The organism is Devosia sp. FJ2-5-3, from assembly GCF_029201545.1.
Lineage (GTDB): Bacteria > Pseudomonadota > Alphaproteobacteria > Rhizobiales > Devosiaceae > Devosia.
The window spans coordinates 1,733,224-1,753,785 of record NZ_CP104007.1; the positions used below are offsets into that span (position 1 = coordinate 1,733,224).

The 20,562-nt window shown below is 61.8% G+C and carries 25 protein-coding genes; 8 read left to right on the top strand and 17 right to left on the bottom strand.

Annotation, left to right across the window (positions count from 1 at the left end; genetic code table 11):
* Positions 1-37 precede the first annotated feature (37 nt).
* Together N0P34_RS08260 and rpsD are read left to right on the top strand one after the other, a co-directional pair.
* On the top strand, positions 38-1,270 hold the full coding sequence (locus tag N0P34_RS08260) for an MFS transporter (protein ID WP_275606539.1): 1,233 nt from the start codon (positions 38-40) through the stop codon (positions 1,268-1,270).
* A 218-nt stretch (positions 1,271-1,488) separates the two neighbouring features.
* Positions 1,489-2,106, top strand: coding sequence for a 30S ribosomal protein S4 (gene rpsD / locus N0P34_RS08265; RefSeq protein ID WP_275606540.1), 618 nt, complete (start codon positions 1,489-1,491; stop codon positions 2,104-2,106).
* A gap of 269 nt (positions 2,107-2,375) precedes the next feature.
* Here rpsD and sbmA read toward each other — a convergent pair whose 3' ends face one another.
* Entirely contained in the window at positions 2,376-3,677 is a 1,302-nt protein-coding gene (sbmA, locus tag N0P34_RS08270; protein ID WP_275606541.1) for a peptide antibiotic transporter SbmA, read from the bottom strand.
* Between the two features lie 178 nt (positions 3,678-3,855).
* On the opposite strand from sbmA, the gene ttcA reads away from it, so the two are divergent.
* The 5 genes from ttcA to N0P34_RS08295 all read left to right on the top strand — a co-directional run bounded on the left by ttcA (position 3,856) and on the right by N0P34_RS08295 (position 7,168).
* The gene (ttcA, locus tag N0P34_RS08275; protein WP_275606945.1) at positions 3,856-4,713 is read left to right on the top strand and encodes a tRNA 2-thiocytidine(32) synthetase TtcA; all 858 of its coding nucleotides are present in this window, start codon (positions 3,856-3,858) and stop codon (positions 4,711-4,713) included.
* Positions 4,714-4,717: 4 nt separating this feature from the next.
* On the top strand, positions 4,718-5,530 hold the full coding sequence (locus N0P34_RS08280) for an inositol monophosphatase (protein ID WP_275606542.1): 813 nt from the start codon (positions 4,718-4,720) through the stop codon (positions 5,528-5,530).
* A gap of 330 nt (positions 5,531-5,860) precedes the next feature.
* Positions 5,861-6,175 carry a metalloregulator ArsR/SmtB family transcription factor gene (locus N0P34_RS08285; RefSeq protein WP_275606543.1) on the top strand — a complete coding sequence of 105 codons (315 nt, stop codon included), beginning with the start codon at positions 5,861-5,863 and terminating at the stop codon, positions 6,173-6,175.
* Positions 6,172-6,495, top strand: a complete 324-nt coding sequence (locus N0P34_RS08290) for an SRPBCC domain-containing protein (RefSeq protein WP_275606544.1) — start codon at positions 6,172-6,174, stop codon at positions 6,493-6,495. Before N0P34_RS08285 ends, N0P34_RS08290 begins: the two co-directional genes overlap by 4 nt.
* A gap of 40 nt (positions 6,496-6,535) precedes the next feature.
* The gene (locus N0P34_RS08295; RefSeq protein WP_275606545.1) at positions 6,536-7,168 is read left to right on the top strand and encodes an ATP-dependent Clp protease proteolytic subunit; all 633 of its coding nucleotides are present in this window, start codon (positions 6,536-6,538) and stop codon (positions 7,166-7,168) included.
* Here the strand turns inward: N0P34_RS08295 and N0P34_RS08300 are convergent.
* From N0P34_RS08300 to purC, 15 genes are all read right to left on the bottom strand, one after another.
* Positions 7,162-8,415 carry a multidrug effflux MFS transporter gene (locus N0P34_RS08300; RefSeq protein ID WP_275606546.1) on the bottom strand — a complete coding sequence of 418 codons (1,254 nt, stop codon included), beginning with the start codon at positions 8,413-8,415 and terminating at the stop codon, positions 7,162-7,164. The genes N0P34_RS08295 and N0P34_RS08300 overlap by 7 nt on opposite strands.
* A gap of 127 nt (positions 8,416-8,542) precedes the next feature.
* Positions 8,543-9,763, bottom strand: a complete 1,221-nt coding sequence (locus N0P34_RS08305) for an MFS transporter (RefSeq protein WP_275606547.1) — start codon at positions 9,761-9,763, stop codon at positions 8,543-8,545.
* A 183-nt stretch (positions 9,764-9,946) separates the two neighbouring features.
* Complete coding sequence (grxD, locus tag N0P34_RS08310; RefSeq protein WP_275606548.1) at positions 9,947-10,282, bottom strand: Grx4 family monothiol glutaredoxin; 336 nt, start codon at positions 10,280-10,282, stop codon at positions 9,947-9,949.
* Positions 10,283-10,382: 100 nt separating this feature from the next.
* Positions 10,383-10,937 (bottom strand): hypothetical protein, encoded by a 555-nt coding sequence (locus N0P34_RS08315; protein ID WP_275606549.1) that lies wholly within the window; start codon positions 10,935-10,937, stop codon positions 10,383-10,385.
* Positions 10,934-11,581 (bottom strand): HAD family hydrolase, encoded by a 648-nt coding sequence (locus N0P34_RS08320; protein ID WP_275606550.1) that lies wholly within the window; start codon positions 11,579-11,581, stop codon positions 10,934-10,936. The genes N0P34_RS08315 and N0P34_RS08320 overlap by 4 nt, the downstream gene beginning before the upstream one ends.
* A gap of 2 nt (positions 11,582-11,583) precedes the next feature.
* Positions 11,584-11,961, bottom strand: coding sequence for an HIT family protein (locus N0P34_RS08325; RefSeq protein ID WP_275606551.1), 378 nt, complete (start codon positions 11,959-11,961; stop codon positions 11,584-11,586).
* Positions 11,958-12,269, bottom strand: coding sequence for a DUF6665 family protein (locus N0P34_RS08330; protein ID WP_275606552.1), 312 nt, complete (start codon positions 12,267-12,269; stop codon positions 11,958-11,960). The genes N0P34_RS08325 and N0P34_RS08330 overlap by 4 nt, the downstream gene beginning before the upstream one ends.
* Positions 12,270-12,274: 5 nt before the next feature.
* Positions 12,275-12,508 (bottom strand): BolA family transcriptional regulator, encoded by a 234-nt coding sequence (locus N0P34_RS08335; protein ID WP_275606553.1) that lies wholly within the window; start codon positions 12,506-12,508, stop codon positions 12,275-12,277.
* Between the two features lie 91 nt (positions 12,509-12,599).
* A complete protein-coding gene (locus N0P34_RS08340) occupies positions 12,600-13,199 on the bottom strand; it encodes a hypothetical protein (RefSeq protein WP_275606554.1) in 600 nt (199 codons plus the stop codon).
* An 88-nt stretch (positions 13,200-13,287) separates the two neighbouring features.
* The gene (purL, locus tag N0P34_RS08345; protein ID WP_275606555.1) at positions 13,288-15,513 is read right to left on the bottom strand and encodes a phosphoribosylformylglycinamidine synthase subunit PurL; all 2,226 of its coding nucleotides are present in this window, start codon (positions 15,511-15,513) and stop codon (positions 13,288-13,290) included.
* Positions 15,510-16,115: a DJ-1/PfpI family protein gene (locus N0P34_RS08350; RefSeq protein WP_275606556.1), complete on the bottom strand. Its 606-nt coding sequence runs from the start codon at positions 16,113-16,115 to the stop codon at positions 15,510-15,512. The genes purL and N0P34_RS08350 overlap by 4 nt, the downstream gene beginning before the upstream one ends.
* 54 nt (positions 16,116-16,169) lie before the next feature.
* Entirely contained in the window at positions 16,170-16,838 is a 669-nt protein-coding gene (gene purQ, locus N0P34_RS08355) for a phosphoribosylformylglycinamidine synthase subunit PurQ (RefSeq protein WP_275606557.1), read from the bottom strand.
* Positions 16,839-17,108: 270 nt separating this feature from the next.
* Positions 17,109-18,176: an acyltransferase family protein gene (locus tag N0P34_RS08360; RefSeq protein WP_275606558.1), complete on the bottom strand. Its 1,068-nt coding sequence runs from the start codon at positions 18,174-18,176 to the stop codon at positions 17,109-17,111.
* Positions 18,177-18,436: 260 nt separating this feature from the next.
* Positions 18,437-18,679 (bottom strand): phosphoribosylformylglycinamidine synthase subunit PurS, encoded by a 243-nt coding sequence (gene purS, locus N0P34_RS08365; protein WP_275606559.1) that lies wholly within the window; start codon positions 18,677-18,679, stop codon positions 18,437-18,439.
* Between the two features lie 18 nt (positions 18,680-18,697).
* Entirely contained in the window at positions 18,698-19,462 is a 765-nt protein-coding gene (purC, locus tag N0P34_RS08370) for a phosphoribosylaminoimidazolesuccinocarboxamide synthase (RefSeq protein WP_275606560.1), read from the bottom strand.
* Between the two features lie 226 nt (positions 19,463-19,688).
* On the opposite strand from purC, the gene N0P34_RS08375 reads away from it, so the two are divergent.
* A complete protein-coding gene (locus N0P34_RS08375) occupies positions 19,689-20,012 on the top strand; it encodes a DUF1476 domain-containing protein (RefSeq protein WP_275606561.1) in 324 nt (107 codons plus the stop codon).
* A 61-nt stretch (positions 20,013-20,073) separates the two neighbouring features.
* On the opposite strand, the gene N0P34_RS08380 is transcribed toward N0P34_RS08375, so the two are convergent.
* The gene (locus N0P34_RS08380) at positions 20,074-20,376 is read right to left on the bottom strand and encodes a DUF1344 domain-containing protein (protein WP_275606562.1); all 303 of its coding nucleotides are present in this window, start codon (positions 20,374-20,376) and stop codon (positions 20,074-20,076) included.
* Between the last annotated feature and the right edge of the window lie 186 nt (positions 20,377-20,562).

Here is a 20,562-nt window from a genome sequence, read left to right on the forward strand (position 1 = left end):
GACGGCGGGGCGATGGCGTGGCAATCGAGTGGGCATCATGCATGCTCCCACCGAAAAACACCGCATCGCCCTGACCTATAGGGGCTTCCGTTTCTTCTGGCTCACGACGCTCCTGGTCAGCTTTGCTGTCCAGATCATGTCCGTCTCGGTGGCGTGGCAGATCTACGATGTCACCGGCAATGTGTTCCTGCTTGGGCTGGTGGGGCTCAGCCTCTTCCTGCCGGCCCTGCTGCTGATCCTTGTCACCGGGCTCACCGCCGACCGCTTCAACCGGCGCGGCATCATGGCCATATGCCTCACGGTCGAACTGGTCTGCGCCCTCGGTTTCCTCGTCTTCGTCAATGCGCAGGAGCACGAGGTCTGGCCGATCTTCGGCATATTGGTGCTGTTGGGCACGGCCCGTGCCTTCTGGAGCCCGGCCGCGCAATCGCTGGCCCCCAATCTCGTGCCGCCCGAGGCGCTGTCCAACGCCATTACCACCAATGCCACGGCATGGCAGATGGCCGCCATTCTGGGGCCCGCGGCCGGGGGCCTGCTCTATGGCATATCGCCGAGCGTTGCCTTCGGCACGGCTGCCGTGCTGCTGGCATGCGCCGTGGTCAGCGTGTTGATGATCCCCAAGCCGGCGCAGGTCCGCGACAGCCAGGCCAAGAGCCTCGAAAGCATTTTCGGCGGCTTCCGCTATATCCGCTCCAACAAGGTGGTGCTCGGCGCCATCTCGCTCGACATGTTCGCCGTCCTGATGGGCGGGGCGGTGGCGCTGTTGCCCGTCTACACCAAGGATATCCTCCACGCCGGCCCGCAGGAGCTGGGCCTGTTGCGCGCTGCCCCCGGCATCGGCGCCATCGCCATGGCGCTGTTCCTCACGCGCTTCCCGATCCGCGACCACGCCGGCAAGCTCTTGTTCCTCTTCGTGGGTCTCTTCGGCGCCTTCACGGCGATCTTCGGTCTCTCGACCACCGTCTGGATTTCTATTCCGGCGTTGGCGCTGGTCGGCGCGTCCGACATGGTCAGCGTCACCATCCGCGAAACCATCATGCAGCTCTGGACGCCCGAGGAGGTCCGCGGCCGCGTCAATGCCGTCAATTCGGTGTTTATCGGGGCTTCCAACGAGTTGGGCGAGTTCCGGGCGGGCACGGTGGCCCATTTCATCGGGCCGGTGCCGGCGGTGGTGCTGGGCGGCTTTGGCGCCATTGCGGTGGCGATCATCTGGAGCCGAATCTTCCCGCAGCTGCGCGACCAGCGCACGCTCGACAAGAAAATGGCCTGAGCGGCAAAAACTCCGGCTTTGCTGGCCCATTAACTGTAGTCGAGGCCGGTCCCGGCCTTGACTCCCCCCTTTCGCCCCTCTAAGACGCACCCACCTATTCCGGCCGTTTCGGCCCATAGGCGCACCCGGGATTCTCTTTTGGGAGTCTGTCGGTCCTTCGCAAGGAGGGCAGAGGAGGGCGCGATCCATTCGAACTCTAACTCAACGAAGGATACGCGATGTCGAAGCGTCATTCCGTAAAGTACAAAATTGACCGTCGCCTTGGCGAGAACATCTGGGGCCGTCCGAAGTCCCCGCTGAACGCACGTGCCTATGGCCCCGGCCAGCACGGTCAGCGCCGCAAGGGCAAGCTGTCGGACTACGGTCTGCAGCTGCGCGCCAAGCAGAAGCTCAAGGGCTATTACGGCTCGATCACCGAAAAGGGCTTCCGCAAGCTCTATGACGAAGCCAGCCGCCGCAAGGGCGACACCGGCGAGAACCTGATCGGTCTGCTCGAATCGCGTCTCGACGCGATCGTGTACCGCGCGAAGTTCGTCGCCACCGTTTTCGCTGCCCGTCAGTTCGTGTCCCACGGCCACGTCCTCGTCAACGGCAAGCGCGTCAACATTCCGTCCTACCAGGTCAAGGTCGGCGACAAGATCGAAGTGCGTGAGCGCTCCAAGCAGCTCACCGTCGTTCTGGAAGCCAACACCCTCGCAGAGCGTGACGTTCCGGACTACATCGACGCCGACCACCACAAGCAGACCGCGACCTATGTCCGCGTTCCTGCCCTGTCGGACGTGCCGTACCCGGTCCAGATGGAACCGAACCTGGTCGTCGAATTCTACTCGCGTTAACAGCGACACGAATTTCAGAACTTGCGAAAGGGCCGCTCCTCGGAGCGGCCCTTTTGTTTTGTTGTGTGGCGCCTCGCTCGGAGCACCCCCACCTAACCTCCCCCTGAAACAGGGGGAGGGACTGACCGAGCCTGGCCCCGCCACCCGTGAGCCCCGATAGTTCTCCCCCCTATCAGGGGAGGCCGGGTGGGGGTTATCCGGCCACTCGGGCACTCCATACAAAAAAGGCCGCCCCGAAGGGCGGCCTTGTCGCTCATTCCCTTACCGGCTCAAAACTGCGCCGGCTGTTGCGGAACCGCGTCGCTGGTCCGGGGAGCCGCGAGCTCTTCGAGGAAGATCGGGTCGTCATAGTCGTTCGCGGCGATCGCATTGGGCGGAATGTTCGCCTCGAACGCGCGCAGGCGTTTGAACACCGAGATCAGCGAGATAATCGTCGTCCAGGAGCTGGCGAGGAACTTGAACGAGTCCTCGACCTGGCCGAAGGCGTTGCTGACCTGCTGGAACAGGCCCAGTGTCAGCGCCCCGGCGACGATGGACGGGCCCATGGCGATCAGGGGCACGAAGTTCGAGCCCTGCAGATAGGCGTATCGGGCGATGTTGAAGTAAAGATAGTGCCGGTAGAGCCGGAAGTAATTGTGCTGCATGTTGATGAACAGCTGCCGCACCGTGACCGGCTCGGCCCGCTCGCCATGATCCTCGCCATAGACCAGTTCCTTACGGAACGCCGCTTCGACGCGCTGGTTGTCGAATTCGAGGCCCGGCAGTTTCCACCCGACGGCGGCGAGGAGCACGGTCCCGAAGGCAGAGGAGACCAGCGCCACCCACACCAGACTGCCATTGACCGCCCCGAAGAACGGCAGTTCGGTGATGTTCGAGGATAGCTCCCAGAGCAGGGGCAGGAACACGATCAGCGTCATCACCGAGGCGACGAGCGAAACCGTCAGGCCTTCCACGATATTGGCGAGGCGCTGGGTGTCTTCCTGAATACGCTGGGAGGCGCCTTCGATGTGGCGCAGATGCTGCCAGTGGCTCTGGTAGAAAAAGGTCATCGCCCGGCGCCAGCGGAACAGATAATGCGCGATGAAGAAGGCGTTGAGGACGAGGACGGTGATGTTGGGGATCAGCACATAGGCGACAGTCCAGATTTCGCCGAGGAACTGGTCGAGCGTCACGCTGCCAGGCGTCGTCAGCGCCGACTGGATGAGATTGTAAAATTCGCCATACCAGTCATTGAGCCAGGCGCTGATCTGGACGTTGAAATAGACGACCTCGATGATCGTCACGCTGCCCACGACGCTCCACCAGTACCAGCGTCGGTTCCCGCCAATCCAGTACCAGGGAATGCAGAACAGATACCCCGACATCAGGACGTATTGGTAGAGCCAGACCTTGTCCGAAGAGAAAAACGGATCAGGATTGGCTTCGGTCGCCGGTATGCCGAGCCATGGGCCCAGGCTGAATGCCGACTGAAGATTGGTGCCTATCGTGTACCAGGCCACCATGACGACCGCGACCCAGCACAGGGCGGCGGTGAAGAACAGTCGCGGATTGGGAAAAAATGAGCGAAACACCGAGAGACTCCAGGGTGCCAAGAAGATGGCGTCATCTAACTGTGACAATCAGGATTAAACAAGGACGCCAAGTGAAGCTTTGGTAAGGTTGGGAACTCGGGTTTGACTTTCCATCGCTGCCAAGGGGCGATATCAGCTAGGCACTAATTCCAAAGAGAGTTTCGCCATGACCGCGGTGATGGAAGCCCACGCCACGCCGGAAGACGACGCCGAGAGCGGCGCGCATCCGATTTTCGCCAAGGCCCCGCGTTCGGTCGAATTCAACAAGCTGCGCAAGCGCCTCATTCGCAATGTCCGCGAGGCGCTCGAAAAATTCGCCATGGTCCGGCCGGGCGAGAAATGGCTGGTCGCGCTGTCGGGCGGCAAGGATTCCTATGGCCTCCTCGCCATCCTGCTCGACCTTAAATGGCGTGGCCTGCTGCCGGTTGAGCTGCTCGCTTGCAATCTCGACCAGGGCCAGCCCAACTTTCCCAAACATATCCTGCCCCAATTCCTGACCGAACTCGGCATCGAGCATCGCATCGAATATAAAGACACCTATTCGATCGTCACGGACAAGCTGCCGGCTGGGGCCACCTATTGTTCGCTCTGCTCGCGCCTGCGCCGTGGCAATCTCTATCGTATCGCGCGCGAGGAAGGCTGCACGGCACTGGTCCTCGGCCACCATCGCGACGACAGTCTCGAAACCTTCTTCATGAACCTTTTTCATGGCGGCAAGCTCGCCGCCATGCCGCCCAAGCTGGTCAATGACGAAGGCGATCTCGAAGTGCTGCGTCCGCTGATCTATTGCGCCGAGGAAGATCTGCAGCGTTTTTCCGATGCCATGCAGTTTCCGATCATCCCCTGCGATCTCTGCGGTTCGCAGGATGGCTTGCAGCGTAACGTCACCAAAGCCATGCTGACCGATATGGAAAAGGCGATGCCGGGGCGCAAGGACGTCATGATCCGCGCCCTGGGCAATATCAACCCCAGCCATATGCTCGACCCGCGCCTGTTCGATTTCGCAGGCCTCACCCTCAAGCCAAAGGACTCGTGACCATATGAATATCGACCGTCTGGCCGCCATATTGAAGCAGGCCGCCCAGCAGGAGATCCTGCCGCGTTTCCGCCGCCTCGACGATGGGATGATCAAGACCAAGACGGGCGCTTTCGATCTGGTCACCGAGGCCGATACCAATGCCGAGCGGGTCATCACCGCAGCGATCCTCGCTCATTCTCCCAACACGCTCGTCATCGGCGAAGAGGCCGTGTCGGCCAATCCGGCCCTGCTGACATCCAGCCTCGAGGATCGAATCACGATTTACGTCGATCCCGTTGATGGAACTGCCAATTTTGCGGGCGGCCTGCCGCTGTTTGCGGTCATGGCAGCGGTGGTGCAGAACGGCGAGCCTGTTGCCGGTGTCATCTACGATCCCATGGGGGACGACTTCCTGATGGCCGAAAAGGGTTGCGGCACCTGGCAGGTGTTCCCCGATGGCCGTCGCATCCGCATGAAGTTTGCCGACCCGGTTCCCCTTGCGGAGATGGGTGGCCTCGCATCCACCGGCTTCCTGCCGCTCGAGCAGCGCCGGATCGTTCTGGGCAATCTCGCCAAGATCAAAATGCTCGGCAATTACCGCTGCGCCGGACATGAATATCGCTTCGCTGCGGGCGGCAATATCCACTTCCTCATGTACAACAAGCTCATGCCCTGGGACCACGTCGCCGGCGCCCTGATGATGCGCGAATGCGGGGCCCACGTCGCCAAGTTCGACGGTTCGGACTACCGCCCCAGCGATACCGGTGGCGGCCTTCTCATCGCCCCCGACAAGGACAGCTGGGACGAAATCAAGCGCGAAGTGTTTACGGTTTAGCTCGCCGCCCCTCGGCCTGCGGCAGTCGTTCCTGCTCTCAGCCTCTGCCGCCTCCTGCGCCGGTGGGGAGGTGAGCGTTGCGCATGGTGCCCGGATGCCGTTCCGCGCCCGCACTGCGCGTCCCTCGGGCCTGTCCCGAGGGGCACCCATCAGCCTCCATCCTAAACCTCGGCTCCATCCCACACCCCCCTTGAGGGGAGATAGCGAGGCCCAGCATGCCCCTGGCGCAGCTGGGGCGGGGGTAACCCCTGTCGCTCAACCGGTCAGTCCCGAGCCACCTCCCACCAATCCCCCTTGCGCTAACACATAAGTCTGTGCTTATCTGTTGCCATGAACGAAGCAGAACTCTTCAAAGTCTTGGCCGATCCGACGCGGCGGGCGATCCTGGAGCGGCTTTCCGGAGAGGAAATGACCGCCACCGATCTCAGGGAGGGCTTTGCCATCTCCCAGCCCGCGATGTCGCAGCATCTTGCCGTCTTGCGCGGGGCAGGGCTCGTCGCCGAACGTCGGGAGGGTCGCTACGCCCATTACCGGATCGCCCCGGACGGGTTCGCGCCGCTGCATCAATGGTTGGCGCGCTATCGTGATTTCTGGCCGAGCCGCATCGACAGTTTGCGGGATGTTCTAAAGGAGATGGATCAGTGAGTGACGGACAAGACGGCCTCACCTTCGAGACTGTGCTCGAGGCTCCGCCCGAGAAAGTCTGGCGGGCGCTGACCATCCCAGAATATCGCGACCTCTGGCTCAAAAAGCCCGACGATGTGCAACTGCAGGTGGTCGCCGCAAATGCTAACAGTCTGCTAACATTTCGCTGGCTGGAGCGAAACGAAAAGAGCCTTGTCACCATCGAGCTCTATCCGGCAGAGGATGGCGGCACGTCCTTCCGCCTGACCCATGCGCCGGTCCGCATTCCGGCCGCAGCCAATAGCAACGAACCTGCCGCGACCGTAATGCGCGCGGCTTGATCTAGTCGTTCTAACCCATTGAAAAGACAGGAGGTCGCCGATGCGCGACATAATGCAACTCGTCCCTATGGTGGTCGAGCAGTCCAGCCGTGGCGAACGCGCCTTCGACATTTATTCTCGCCTGCTGCGGGAGCGGATCGTCTTCATCAACGGCCAGATCGAGGACAACATGTCCTCCCTGGTCTGCGCCCAGCTGCTTTTCCTCGAGGCAGAAAATCCGGCTAAGCCCATATATCTCTACATAAATTCGCCCGGCGGCGTCGTCACGTCGGCCCTGGCCATGTACGACACCATGCAGTTCATCAAGGCGCCGGTCGGAACCCTCTGCATGGGCATGGCTGCCTCGGCCGCGACCCTGATCCTCGCCGCTGGCGAAGCCGGGATGCGCGCCGTTTTGCCCAATGTTTCCATCATGTTACACCAACCGTCAGGCGGCTATCAGGGGCAGGTGACCGATATCATGATCCATGCCGAAGAGAGCCTGAGGCTCAAGCGGCGCACCAACGAAATCTACGCCAGGCATTGTGGCCGAACCTATGAAGAGGTCGAACTGGCGCTGGAGCGAGACCGCTACATGGCGCCCGAAGAGGCCCAGGCCTGGGGCCTTGTCGATCACGTCTACCATGACCGGAGCCAGCTCGCAGGGCCGGCTCCGTCAAATGGGAATCAGTGAGCTGCCGGTTCGCGGAACGCGGCCGTGTCGTATTGCTCGCCAACACCGAAAAGGCGGCCTTTTTCTGCAACGAGAACACAGATCAACGCCATGATTCCCATGGAGAAATACCCGCCAGCGATGTTTGAGGCCGTGCCGTTGTAGAGCTGCCCGATGCCGGTGCCGATCAGCGTGCCGCCGACGGTCTGGACGAACGCGAAGGTTGCCGCCGCGGTGCCGGCGACACTGCCCAGCGGTTCCATGGACAGCGAGTTCATGTTCGACGAAGACCAGCCAAAGCAGAACATGATGATGGCGAGCAGGCCGTAAAAGGCCGGGAATGGCAGCATGTCGGCCAGCGCCAGCGTCAGCATGACCGCGGCGGTTGCCGTATAGACAATGATCGCGCCGTGGGCGAGCCGCCGCATGCCCAGTCTGCGCACGATGCGGGAATTCGTGAACGAAGACACGGCCATAAGGGCGCCGATCGCCGCAAAGGCGACGGTAAACCAGATGCCCAGACCATAGGTCTCGACATAGACCTGCTGGGCGGAGGTGATGAAGCCCATCAGGGCGCCGAACAGAAACATGCCCGCCAGCCCATAGGAAAAGGCGGTCCTGTTGGTGAAAACCAGCTTGAAGCCGAGCGCTATGCCGCTGAAGCTCATGGGGCGGCGCTGTTCCGCCGGCAAGGTTTCCGGCAGTTTCAGGAAGGCCCAGAAGGCGATCGCGGCAGCGAGCAGGCCCATGAAGACGAAGATTGCCTGCCATGGTCCGGTCAGCAGCAGGACCTGGCCGATACCAGGCGCCACGATCGGCACGGCCATGAACACCATGAAGGTCAATGACATAACCTCCGCCATTTCGCGGCCCGAATATTTGTCACGAACGACGGCGGTGGTCACCACGCGCGCGCTTGCAGCGCCGACGCCCTGGATGAAGCGCAGCACAAGCAGGGTGGTGAAGTCGGGGGCGAACACTGCTGCCAGCGCCGCGACCACGTAGAGGCCGAGCCCCGCGAACAAGGGCATCCGTCGACCGAAGCGGTCGCTCAGGGGCCCGAATGCCAGCACGCCAATGCCCATGCCTAGCGAGTAAAAAGTGATGACGAACTGGCGCTCGTTCTCCGCGGTGACGCCAAGTGCCTCACCCATATAAGGAAGTGCCGGCAGCATCACGTCCACGGCGATGGCGTTCATCGTCATTATGGCAGCGATCAGGGCAATGAAATGCGGGCGCGACAGCACCCTTGTGAAGTGGTCCGGCATGACAGCAGCTCGATAAGGAGGGTCGCCCAGGAGAGAGTTGGGCGGCGAACTTGAATAATGGCCGGACCATGAACCGGTCCGGCACCAATGACAACCCTCTATCGGCAAAACCCGATAGTTGAAAAATTCACGCGGGCTTGAACGCGAATTTGGGCGAACTGCGCTCGTTTATGGGGAGATGGACGACCGCCGAGGCCAAACCCAGAAGGATGCCCAAATACCAGACGAGACTATAGGAGCCGGTCTGGTCGAAAACGAATCCACCCAGCCAGACGCCGATGAACGACCCCAGTTGATGGCTGAAAAAGGCCACGCCGTAGAGCATGCCCATATAGCGGGGGCCGAAGAACAGGGTCACGAGGCCCGCCGTGAGTGGTACGGTGGACAGCCACAGCAGCCCCATGGCGGCGGCGAAGGCATAGGCGGTGACTTCACTCACAGGCAGGAGAAGGAAGGCCGCGATAGCGACTGCGCGCAGGAAATAGATGCTGGCCAGCAGCATCTGCTTGGGCAGGCGACTGCCGAGCCAGCCGGACAAGAGGGAGCCGGCGATGTTGAATAGCCCGATGACGGCAATGGTCCAGCTGCCGACCTCGGGAGACAGGCCGCACTGCACGAGATAGGCAGGCATGTGAACGTTGATGAAAGCCAGGTGGAAGCCGCAGACGAAGAAGCCGATCACCAGCAATCTGTAGGAGCCATGACCCCAGGCGCTTGCCAAGGCCTCCATGAAGGGCAGGTCCGCCTGTCCCGGGACGGATTCGCTGCGGCCGCGCAATGCGCCTGCCAGCGGAATGATGAGCAGGAGCAGCAGCGCAAGCCACACGAGCGCCATTTGCCAACCGAAGGCGTTGATGAAGCCTTGGCCGACCGGGGCGAAGATAAACTGGCCCGCCGATGATGCAGCAGTGGCGACGCCGAAGATGAAGCTGCGCTTTTCGGCGGGCACAACGCGCCCGAAGGCCGCCATCACCACGCCGAAAGAGGCAACGGCAATGCCCACGCCCGTTACGACACCGGCCGTCAAAGTCAGACTGAGCGTATCGGGTGAAAAGGCCATGCCGAGCACGCCGGCAGCGTAGATCAGACCGCCCAGCGCCAGCACGCGCCCGCTGCCATAGCGGTCTGCCAATGCACCCGCAAATGGCTGTGTCATGCCCCAGACGAGGTTCTGGACCGCCATGGCCATGCCCCATTGCTCGCGGCTGAGGCCGAGGTCCTCGGTCACGGGGAGCGTGAACAGCCCAAAGGCGCCGCGCGTGCCGAAGCCGATGGCGGCTATGATGCAGCCAGCGATGATCACGACGGGAAGAGGAATGGCGGAACGGGCAGGGGCGGCGCTGGACATGGCAAATACCGGAGCGGGGAGATGCCCCAGATTAGCCCCGCCGCGTCATCACGCAAAGCAATATTGCGGAATGGGTGTCATCAAACGCGGTGATGTCAGTCGCGGTGACTTTTCGAGCCATGGCGCAAATGACGAAGGGTCCCAACGGCTTAGGTTGAGACCCTTCGAAAATGATTCAAGCGATCAGGCGCTTTGCTTGAAGGTGATGCCGGCCTGTTCGAGATGGGTCTGCAATTCACCGGCCTGGAACATCTCGCGGACGATGTCGGCCCCGCCGACGAACTCGCCCTTGACGTAAAGCTGGGGGATGGTCGGCCAGTTGGTGTAGGCCTTGATGCCGTCGCGGAGCTCTTCGCTTTCCAGGACATTGGCGCTGCCGTATTCGACGCCAAGATAGCTCAGGATCTGGACGACCTGGCCGGAAAAGCCGCACTGCGGGAAGTCAGGCGAGCCCTTCATGAACAGGAATACGTCGTTGTTCTTCACCTTGTCATCGATGAAAGCGTTGATATCGGACATAAGGAAAACCTTTCGATAAGCGGGGTCAAGGCCCGCTGGCTGTTGCCCTTAAATAGGTCAGGACGAGGGCGCTGTCGAGACTATCGCAAAATGGCGATCATCATTGCGTGCTGGAGCAATGGGATTGGCCCGTGGCCGAGATCTGGCCGGTCGCCGTATCGAGGATACGCTCTTCTGCAATCACCGCGCCAAAACCATAGCCGGAGTATTCGGCGAATTCGGGGCAATTGTCCTCATTGCCCTCGGCCGTTCGCTCCCAATAAGTAACCGCGTTGTCGCCGACGATGACCTCATCGTCGGCGGGCAGATCGACGATGGGTTCGAATGCACCGGCGTCGAGGTCGTAGATCACCAAATTGCCGTCCGGCCCGGTCGAGCGGGTCAGTACAAGGTAATTTCTCGACAAGCCGGTGAAATACAAGGGATCCTCATGTTCGCCGATGCGGATGTCGCCGTCCCGAGTCTCGAAAATGCAGGCGATCTTGCCCACGGCCGGAGGCCGAATAATGAAATCGGAGCCGACCTCTTCGGCCCGCTGTTGGGCGATCACGAGGTAATGCTCATTCTGGAAGCATTGCGCATCGTAGGCCGATGCTGGGGCGGCAAAACCCAACCCGGCCAAAGCGGTAATAGTGAGGATGCCCCAGGCCTTCATGCGTCTTCTCCCTGCAGGTCAGCTATTTTTTGCGCGATCCAGGGATGGGTGAAAACATCCTCATTCTGGGCGAACAGGACTGTCTCCCAGCCGTAGGCGCGGGCGACATCGATCACTTTTGGCGTGTCGTCGAAAAAGAGCGGCGGGCTGTCGGAAGCGATCATGCGCTCGTCTGCCATGGCAAAGAACTTCTTGTCGTATTTGGTGCGTCCCAAACGGGCGGAATAGAACATGTCCTCGAACAGGCCGTGGAAGTGCTGGTTCTGCCAGATGTATTGAGCGCGGGAATGGTCCTGGTTCGTGGCCAGGTAGAGCTTTACGTCCGCGTGGTCCTTGAGGCGCCGGATCCTGGCCAGCAGCTCCGCATTCGGATTGAAATCGAAGCCCAGCCAGAGGTCCAGCATGGCCATGGTCGAGCCCTTGTAGCCAAAGGCCTTGAGACGCTTGTCAAGAGCCTCCACCATCGGGACTTCGCCGATCAGTACGCGCTTCATGAAGATGTCGAAGATGAACTCGCGCTGGAACCGGTCGGGATTGATTCCGATGTTCTGGAGCGCGGCGTCCCAGCGTTCGCGACGGTCTGGGTGGGCGTGATAGCCATGCACAAGAACCCCATCGACGTCGAAAACAATCGCTCTGGCCAAACTCAGTCCTCGTCGTTGGTCTTGAAAATGCGGCGAATGCCATTGCCTTCGTGGGCGTCGCCTGAGAAGCGCGCAATCAAGTGCAAATGGGTGTGAAAGACTGTCTGCCCGGCGACGGCGCCAACGTTCCAGCCGAGGGTGAAGCCCTCTGGATCGGCGTGGTCAAAAAGGGCGCGGGCGCTGGCGAGGGCAGCGGGAAAATCCTGCCACTCGTCGCTATTCATCTCAAAGGGCGTTTCGGTATGGCGTTTGGGAATGACAATCGCGCCGTGCGCAAAGCGCGCGTCGACATTGCGCAGCACATAAAAATGCGCGGTGGAGGCGACCGGGCTGTCGAAGAGGAGATTGTTATCGAGGCAGAACCGGCAATTCTCGGTCATCCCTCGATGGCCCCGAGCCCGAGCAGCACGGAGCGGGGTATTTTGAGATCGGCGATGACCTCGTCGTGAGTCTCGAAGCCCAGCAGTTCTCTCTGGACGAAATAGCCCCAGACCGCGTCGCGCGCTTCGGCAAGAGCTGCCTTGATTTCCGGGCCGGCGTCGAGGGCAGCGACAGCGCGGATGACGCGCCGCTCCGCCGCTCCCAGTGAATTGGCCTTTTCCGCAAGGATCTCATGGTCGATGGCTGCGGTTCCCGCCTCGGGCCGAACCATACGGATCAGGTCGAGCGAGTCCCGCAGCCCCGACATCGGCCTTACTCCGGCACGTTGGTTTGCAGCGCCAGGGCGTGGAGGGCTCCCCCCATATCACCCTGGAGGGCCGCATAGACGAGCTGATGCTGCTGCACGCGGGACTTGCCGCGGAACTGCTCGGATATCACTGTTGCCGCATAGTGGTCGCCGTCACCGGCCAGATCGCGAATTTCGATTTCCGCATCGGGCAGGGCGGCCTTGATGCGGCGCTCGATCTCATTGGCGTCCATTGGCATGTACACTCTCCCCGTTATTCAAGAAGCCGGACCGTCCGGCACACGCACTGATATGGCATGGCCCTCCGGCAGCTTCAATATCGGGTGGGCGCTATTGCCCCGAAGAGGTCTCCGCTTCCGGCTCGACGGCGGCGCCAATGCAGCATTCGGCATCCGAACGGGTGGCGAAATTGGCGAGGATGAAGTCGACGATCGGGCGGGCCTGTTCGGCGACTTCGGTCGCATAGAGGCAGTCCAGTGAATAGCCGCGGCCCTGGGAGACAGTTTCGGTATGAACGAGGGTGAGGGGCATTCCCATGGGCGAATCGGTGCTGGTGCCGTCGTAAATAAGGGCGATGGCGTCCTGGAAGGCGGTCGTGCCGGCAGAGCCGAGCACGAAGCCGGGCAGGCTCTCGACCCAGCCTGCAGTGATCGCGTCCCGGTCAAGAGCGCCCAGCGCGTTTTCGGCGGTCCAGCCCGTGTCTTCCACCGGCACGACGCTGAGGTCGCACTGCAGCGGAGCATTGGGGTGGTTGATGGTGAGGCTCTCCGAGGCCCCGCCACTGGCGATCATGGCTTCGGGATAGATCAGCGTGTAGGGCTGGTCGGCAAGGATGGACCGGGTGATGTTGACGCTCTGCGCCATGCTGGCCGCGGGCAGAAGCCCCATGCATACGCCAGCAAGTGCCGCGACTGCCCAGTTCCGGTTCATTCGTCTCTCCACAACCATTTACGCCACCCCAGGTGAGCAAAGCCCCCCAAGAGCGGCGATCATATGGCACGGGATCGGATTCGAATACTCAGCCGGCCATATAGTTGGGGAACCACGCCTCGTGCGCGGTCCGCAGGGCGACGACCGATACCGGCTTCGCATTGCCCAGGATAAGTTCGCTGCCGCCCGTCGTGCCGATCCAGGGCGCCTGGATGCCGAGAGCCTTGGCCTCGTTCCACAGCGCCAGGATTTCGTCGCCCTGCGGGTCGAGATTAAGCGTTACCAGATAGCGGCCCTGATCCTCGGCAAAGTATTGCAGGACCGGGTCGTTCCCCTCGAGGTCAACGACGCGGGCGCCGAGACCACCGGCAATGGCCATCTCGGCGAGGCCGACACCCAGGCCGCCATCGGAGAGATCGTGGCAGGCGGTGACGACGCCGGAGCGGATCAGCTTGCGGACGAAGTCGCCGGTCTTCTTTTCAGCAGCGAGATCGACATGCGGCGCGTCGCCGTCGCGGCGGTCGAAGAGATCACGCAGATATATGGACTGACCAAGATGGGTGCCGCGTTCGGCGGGGCCACCGATCAGAAGGATCGGCTGGTTCTCGGCGACAAAGCCGATGCGTACCGACTTTTCCCATTCCGGCAGCAGGCCGACGCCGCCAATGGTGGGGGTCGGCAGGATGCCGCGGCCATTGGTTTCGTTGTAGAGCGAGACATTGCCCGAAACGATGGGGAATTCGAGGACGCGGCAGGCTTCGCCTATGCCCTCGATGGCCTTGACCAGCTGGCCCATGATTTCCGGGCGCTCGGGATTGCCGAAATTGAGGTTGTCGGTTGCTGCCAGCGGCTCTGCACCGGTCGCGGTGAGGTTGCGCCAGGCTTCGGCGACGGCCTGCTTGCCGCCCTCATAGGGGTTGGCTTCGCAATAGCGCGGGTTGACGTCCGAGGTGAAGGCGAGGCCCTTGGTTTCGGCGCCATCGACGCGGATCACACCGGCGTCGCCACCCGGGCGCTGCATGGTGTTGCCCTGGATCATGGTGTCGTACTGCTCGTAGACCCAGCGGCGCGACGAGCAATGGTGGCCGCCGATCAGCGCCAGCAGCGCCTCGGCGATATCCATCTGGGGCACGTCGTCCTTGGCGAGAGCCGCCGGGATGACGGGCTCGGTCCACGGGCGATCGTATTCAGGGGCCTCATCGCCGAGGTCCTTGATCGGCAGATTGGCGACTTCTTCGCCCTGCCAGAGCACGCGGAAGCGCAGATCGTCAGTGGTCTTGCCGACGGTGGCGAAATCGAGCTCCCACTTCTCGAAGACTTTTCGCGCTTCGGGTTCTTTTTCGGGGTGCAGCACCATGAGCATGCGCTCCTGGCTTTCCGAGAGCATCATCTCATAGGCGGTCATGTGCGCTTCGCGCACCGGCACCTTGTCGAGATCAAGCTCGATGCCGAGGTCGCCCTTGGCGCCCATTTCAACGGCAGAGCAGGTAAGGCCCGCAGCGCCCATGTCCTGAATGGCGATGACGGCACCGGTGGCCATCAGCTCGAGGCAGGCTTCGAGCAGGCGCTTTTCGGTGAAGGGGTCGCCGACCTGGACCGTGGGACGCTTTTCCTCGATGTCGTCGCCGAACTCGGCCGAAGCCATGGTCGCGCCGCCGACGCCGTCGCGGCCGGTCTTGGCGCCAAGATAAACCACCGGCAGGCCAACGCCCTCGGCCTTGGAGTAGAAAATCTTGTCGGTATCAGCCAGCCCCGCCGCAAAGGCATTGACCAGATTGTTGCCATTGTAGCGGGCGTCGAATTCGACCTCGCCGCCAATGGTGGGCACGCCAAAGGCATTGCCGTAGCCACCGACACCGGCAACGACGCCATTGACGAGATGGCGGGTCTTTTCATGCTCCGGCGCGCCGAAGCGCAGCGCGTTCATCGCCGCAACCGGTCGGGCGCCCATGGTGAAGACGTCGCGGAGGATGCCGCCCACGCCGGTCGCCGCGCCCTGATAGGGCTCGATGAAGCTCGGGTGGTTGTGTGATTCCATCTTGAAGACCACGGCCTGGCCATCGCCGATATCGACAACGCCGGCGTTTTCGCCCGGGCCCTGGATGACGCGCGGGCCGGAGGTCGGCAGCGTGCGCAGCCACTTTTTCGAGCTCTTGTAGGAGCAGTGCTCATTCCACATCGCCGAGAAGATGCCGAGCTCGGTATAGCTCGGCTCGCGGCCGATCAGGTCGAGGATCTTCTGGTATTCGTCCGGCTTGAGCCCGTGATCCGCAACCAGCTGCGGTGTGATGGCGATGTCGTTGCGAAGGGTCATCGGGTCGTTCCGTAGGGAGGCTCGGGGTAATATTCCATGGCGCGCTGAGTGTCGCGGGCAGTGTCCTGCCCGAACAGATGGCCCAGCAGCCACAATGACATGTCTATGCCCGCCGATACGCCGGCGCTGGTGACGACGCCGCTATCCTGCACATAGCGTTCGTCCTGGAGAAATTCCGTGCGCGGCGCATGGGCGCGGACAAAATCGATGCCGGAGCGATTGGTAGTCGCGCGGCGGCCTTCGAGAAAGCCGATCTTGCCCAGGATCGCAGCTCCGGTGCAGACCGATACGTGCCAATTGGCGTCTGCCATATAGGCACGCAATTCGGCGAGGAATTGATCCTCGTTGACAAGGGTCCGCGTGCCCTTGCCGCCCGGAACGATAATAGCATCGGCGGGCGGACGATCGGCCCATGCGTGGGTGGCCTCGACGACGAGGCCCTTGCCGCAGGTAAGGCGCTTTTCCGGCCAGCCAAGGGTGAAGACATCCAGGCCCGTACCAAGCAGTTTGGCCATGGAAAAAACTTCCCAGGGCCCGACGAAGTCGAGCTCTTCCACGCCGGGAAACAAGACGATGGCAATGGAGAAACCATGTTCAGCCATGTTGCGCCCTCCGAAAAATGCGCAGCGCGCCGGCCTGAAGACTCAGGATGATAGTCAGGCCGCCCGGTCGAGAAGTGCGGCAAAAAGAGCCCGTCCGTCATCGCCGCCATGGGCGGATTCGATGAGGTTTTCGGGGTGGGGCATCAGCCCCAGAACGTTCTTTTCGGCGTTGAGAATGCCGGCGATGTTGTTGATCGAGCCATTGGGATTGGTCCCCTCGGCATAGCGGAAGGCGACGCGGCCATCGCCCTCAATACGGGCCAGCGTTTCCGCATCGGCGAAGTAATTGCCGTCGTGGTGGGCGACCGGGCAGCGGATGATCTGGCCCTTGGCGTAACCACGCGTGAACGGGTTGTCGGTGGCGCTGACCTCGAGCTTGACTTCGCGGCAGACGAATTTGAGCGAGGTGTTGCGCATCAGGGCGCCGGGCAGCAGCCCCGCCTCGATCAGGATCTGGAACCCGTTGCAGACGCCGAGGACTTTTACGCCGCGGGCAGCACGTTCGCGCAGCTTGTCCATGATCGGCGAGCGCGCGGCGATGGCGCCGCAGCGGAGATAGTCGCCATAGGAGAAGCCGCCGGGAATGACGACAAGATCAACATCAGGAATATCGGCGTCCTGATGCCAGACGATGGCCGGAGCCTGGCCCCCGATCTTGGTCAGTGCCGCGATCATGTCGCGGTCACGGTTAAGGCCCGGGAACACGATGACAGCTGCCTTCATCGGTGGATCCTCGCTGTGTCTGGGAATGCGCGAGGCCCTTTTGGTTGGTCTTGGGCTAAAAGGCAAGACCCTCGGTCCGGTGGGGCGGTAAAACCTTTGGGGAAGGGGGGCGCGCCGTGGGGATGCCCCGTGCACGGAGCTTCTGTCGGGCGTGACCCGAGGGCCCCTAATCACACGCAGATTGCCAATAATGGGGCTCGCCGGGTGGCCCTCGGGTCAAGCCCGAGGGAAGAGCGGGGATCCATTGCGACAGGCGGGAGGTAGCCGAACCTATTCCGCCGGTGCTGCCGCTGGCTTGATGCGTTGCGTACCCGGAATATGGGCCCAGTCGGGGCGCTCGAAGAGAAAACGTCCAAAGCCGATCTTCTGGGTGATCCACCACAGGACGAGCGGACCGCAGATGGCTGCAATCATAGTCAGCAGGCTGACGAGATTGGGCTCCGTTATCCCGGTGGCGAGGAGCAGGACGCGCAGGATGCTCATCGGGAGAGCGAATGCCACGTAGATCACCAGCGATTTCGTGCCGAGCCAGTGGAGCCATGCCATCGCGGGCTGGCGCACCAGCAGGGCCGCAGCGATGACGATGGCAATCGCGCCGGCCATCGCGGCGAGGAGATGGATGCCAGGCAGCGCGGCCCAGCCCATCTGGATGTGCACGGGATCGAGCCGGAAGCCTGGGCTGAAAACGAGGATGGCATTGATGACAGCCCAGGCGGCAAGAATGGCGAGGGCGGGGGCGACGTTGCTCCCTGCCCATTCCGCCAATCGAAACAGGTGCGGCGCGAACATGTAGCCAGCGTAGAAATAGACGAAATAGGCGGCGAACTGGTCGATGAGGTAGCTGCCGGTGTGGATGGACGCGATTTGCAGTGCTGCAGCGCCTGCAAGGGTGGCCCATTGCGGGATTTTGGCCTGGCGCAGCAGTTTGCTCGCGGCGGAGACGACTGCCAGCATGTAGATGAACCACAAGACGCCATAGGGCTCGACAATGGCGAAGGCAAGCGCGCCTAGCGCCCCGCCGGGATCGCGGCCGACGAGGGCCACCTTGAACACGATATGGATGATCGCCCAGAGCACATAGAAATACAGATAGTGCACCACCCGCCGGTCGGCGAAGGCGCGCCAGGGGCGGTCGATGACCTGGCTGAGGAAGAGCCCCGAAATCAGGAAGAATTCGGGCATGCGGAAGGGCATGGCGAAGGCGATGGTCCAGTGCAGGAACCCGGTCTGGCCGGTGTCCTCGCCAACGCTTGACGCGCAATACATGATGACGACGAGAAAAATGGACAGGCCCTTGGCCATGTCCACCCATTCAAGCCGATGCTGATCCCTGACCATGGTGCATTCCCCCTGTGATAAGGGAAGTCTAGCCCATGGCTGAGACCGGCGCGTTAAGGCACGGGGATGGTTGTGATCGCAAATGCGCGATTGGTAACCAAGCCGCTAAGGGGCGTGGTTTTAGAGCGGTACCGAGGCGTAAGCCGCGAACAGCAGGCCGAGCGAGGCGACGAACATCACACAGAGGGCGAGAGTTTTACGCATGGTGAATTGATCCTGCGCCATTACGCGGCGCGCGAGGGGAGTGTCGCAAGAAAACGTTAAGCGAGAATTTCGATGGCGTAGTTTTCGATCACGGTATTGGCCAGCAGCTTTTCGCACATCTGCGTCAGCTCGGCCTTGGCCGTTTCCGCATCGGTGTCCGCAAGAGCGAGGTCGAAAACCTTGCCCTGGCGGACGCCCTGGACGCCGGCAAAGCCGAGACTGGCCAGCGAGCCTTCGATGGCCTGGCCCTGCGGATCGAGTACGCCGGCCTTGAGCGTGACGGTGACGCGCGCTTTCATCTGACTATGCCCTAGAAATTACTGAACGAGACGCGGACCGGTGGTCAGCGCATTGTCGTTTTCCACCAGAATGCCCAGGCGCTGGGCGACTTCGCGGTAGTTTTCGACCAGACCGCCAAGACCTTCGCGGAAGCGGTCCTTGTCCATCTTGTTGCGGGTCTTGATGTCCCACAGGCGGCAATTGTCGGGGCTGATCTCGTCAGCCAGGACAATGCGCATCAGATCGCCTTCATAGAGGCGGCCAAGCTCGATCTTGAAATCGACGAGCTGGATGCCGACGCCCATGAACAGGCCGGTCAGGAAGTCGTTGATGCGGATGGCGAGGCTCATGATGTCATCGAGTTCGGCAGGGGTGGCCCAGCCGAAGGCGGTGATGTGCTCTTCCGAGACCATCGGATCGCCCAGCGCGTCATCCTTGTAGCAGAATTCGATGATCGAGCGCGGCAGCTGCGTGCCGGCTTCGAGGCCGAGTCGCTTGCAGAGCGAACCGGCGGCATAGTTGCGCACGATCACTTCGAGCGGGATGATTTCGACTTCCTTGATCAGCTGCTCGCGCATGTTGATGCGGCGCAGGAAGTGCGTCGGGATGCCCATCGAATTGAGCTTGGTGAAGATGAACTCCGAAATCCGGTTGTTCAGCACACCTTTACCGTCGATGACTTCGTGCTTCGCGCCGTTGCCGGCCGTCGCATCATCCTTGAAATACTGCACCAGAGTGCCCGGCTCGGGACCTTCGAAAAGGATCTTGGCCTTGCCCTCGTAGATTTTGCGTCGACGATTCATCGGGATTCCGCTGCTCTGAAACTGCATCGCGTCAAGGCCGCTTCATGCGCCAGATCGGAGCGGAAATGCAAGCCCTTTCGCAGTCAGGGGGGCCGTGCTGTTGAAACATGGCTGGCGGGTCACGCCGTCGCATCTGGCCGAGCCGCGTTGATTTGCGCGCCGCAACCACTTATGTCGGAGCATGAAGGCCGGACTGACCGGCGGACAAGACAATCGGGAGACGGAAATGGGCGGTTTCGACGAGCGCAAGAAGGGCCAGGAAGCCAAGTTTGCCTTCGACGCTGAAAAGCAGTTCAAGGCGGAAGCCCGCCGCAACAAGCTTCTGGGCATCTGGGCTGCCGAACTGATGAGCCTTTCGGGCGACGAAGCCAAGGCCTATGCCGCCGAAGTCGTGGCTGCCGATTTTGAAGAAGCCGGCGACGAGGACGTGTTCCGCAAGGTGTCGGGCGATCTCAAGGCCAAGGGGATCGAAGTCGGTGACGACGTGATTCGCCAGAAAATGCTGAGCCTGGCCGCTCTCGCCAACCAGCAGATCGCCGCCGAAGGCTGAGCTGTCCTAATCGTTTGAGTCTTGAAGGGAGCCGGCGGTGCGCCGGCTCCCTTTTTGCATGTCACCCGATGGTGACATTCGTCGCTTCATGGGCGGTGCCGTTCATCTTCCAGTGCACTGTGACCTTCTCGCCGTTCTTGAGGCCAGGGTCCTTGAAGGTAGCGGGCAGCTGGTAGACCATTCCGTCGGCAAGGGTCAGCGTGTGGGCCTTGAGGTCGAAGGCCTTCACGGTGCCTGAAATGGTCTGGTCGGCCTGCGTGGCGGCCGCGGGCTTTGCGGCGGGAGCCATTGTGCCGGCCGCGAAAGCGGCACCAGGTGCGGCTACGGCGAGAGCGATCAGGAGGGGAGCAAGATATTTACGCATGATGATCTCCATGCGGTTGCCGGACATTTGTCCGGGACTGCCGGTTTTCTGGAGCCGTCGAGTCGCGGGCAACAATTCGGCCCGCCGGCAGATCCAAACCAGCGGGGAGTGGTTTAGGCCCGCCGCCAGTCGGTCTCAAGTTAAGAAGATTTAATTCTGAAAGTGGCGGAAACGCCTAAATTTCAA

Coding starts and splice junctions, on each gene's coding strand:
- N0P34_RS08260 (WP_275606539.1), top strand. CDS start 38: ATGCATGCTCCCACCGAAAAACACCGCATCGCCCTGACCTATAGGGGC.
- rpsD (WP_275606540.1), top strand. CDS start 1,489: ATGTCGAAGCGTCATTCCGTAAAGTACAAAATTGACCGTCGCCTTGGC.
- ttcA (WP_275606945.1), top strand. CDS start 3,856: ATGGAAGCCCACGCCACGCCGGAAGACGACGCCGAGAGCGGCGCGCAT.
- N0P34_RS08280 (WP_275606542.1), top strand. CDS start 4,718: ATGAATATCGACCGTCTGGCCGCCATATTGAAGCAGGCCGCCCAGCAG.
- N0P34_RS08285 (WP_275606543.1), top strand. CDS start 5,861: ATGAACGAAGCAGAACTCTTCAAAGTCTTGGCCGATCCGACGCGGCGG.
- N0P34_RS08295 (WP_275606545.1), top strand. CDS start 6,536: ATGCGCGACATAATGCAACTCGTCCCTATGGTGGTCGAGCAGTCCAGC.
- N0P34_RS08300 (WP_275606546.1), bottom strand. CDS start 8,415: ATGCCGGACCACTTCACAAGGGTGCTGTCGCGCCCGCATTTCATTGCC.
- N0P34_RS08305 (WP_275606547.1), bottom strand. CDS start 9,763: ATGTCCAGCGCCGCCCCTGCCCGTTCCGCCATTCCTCTTCCCGTCGTG.
- grxD (WP_275606548.1), bottom strand. CDS start 10,282: ATGTCCGATATCAACGCTTTCATCGATGACAAGGTGAAGAACAACGAC.
- N0P34_RS08315 (WP_275606549.1), bottom strand. CDS start 10,937: ATGAAGGCCTGGGGCATCCTCACTATTACCGCTTTGGCCGGGTTGGGT.
- N0P34_RS08325 (WP_275606551.1), bottom strand. CDS start 11,961: ATGACCGAGAATTGCCGGTTCTGCCTCGATAACAATCTCCTCTTCGAC.
- N0P34_RS08330 (WP_275606552.1), bottom strand. CDS start 12,269: ATGTCGGGGCTGCGGGACTCGCTCGACCTGATCCGTATGGTTCGGCCC.
- N0P34_RS08335 (WP_275606553.1), bottom strand. CDS start 12,508: ATGCCAATGGACGCCAATGAGATCGAGCGCCGCATCAAGGCCGCCCTG.
- N0P34_RS08340 (WP_275606554.1), bottom strand. CDS start 13,199: ATGAACCGGAACTGGGCAGTCGCGGCACTTGCTGGCGTATGCATGGGG.
- purL (WP_275606555.1), bottom strand. CDS start 15,513: ATGACCCTTCGCAACGACATCGCCATCACACCGCAGCTGGTTGCGGAT.
- N0P34_RS08350 (WP_275606556.1), bottom strand. CDS start 16,115: ATGGCTGAACATGGTTTCTCCATTGCCATCGTCTTGTTTCCCGGCGTG.
- purQ (WP_275606557.1), bottom strand. CDS start 16,838: ATGAAGGCAGCTGTCATCGTGTTCCCGGGCCTTAACCGTGACCGCGAC.
- N0P34_RS08360 (WP_275606558.1), bottom strand. CDS start 18,176: ATGGTCAGGGATCAGCATCGGCTTGAATGGGTGGACATGGCCAAGGGC.
- purS (WP_275606559.1), bottom strand. CDS start 18,679: ATGAAAGCGCGCGTCACCGTCACGCTCAAGGCCGGCGTACTCGATCCG.
- purC (WP_275606560.1), bottom strand. CDS start 19,462: ATGAATCGTCGACGCAAAATCTACGAGGGCAAGGCCAAGATCCTTTTC.
- N0P34_RS08375 (WP_275606561.1), top strand. CDS start 19,689: ATGGGCGGTTTCGACGAGCGCAAGAAGGGCCAGGAAGCCAAGTTTGCC.
- N0P34_RS08380 (WP_275606562.1), bottom strand. CDS start 20,376: ATGCGTAAATATCTTGCTCCCCTCCTGATCGCTCTCGCCGTAGCCGCA.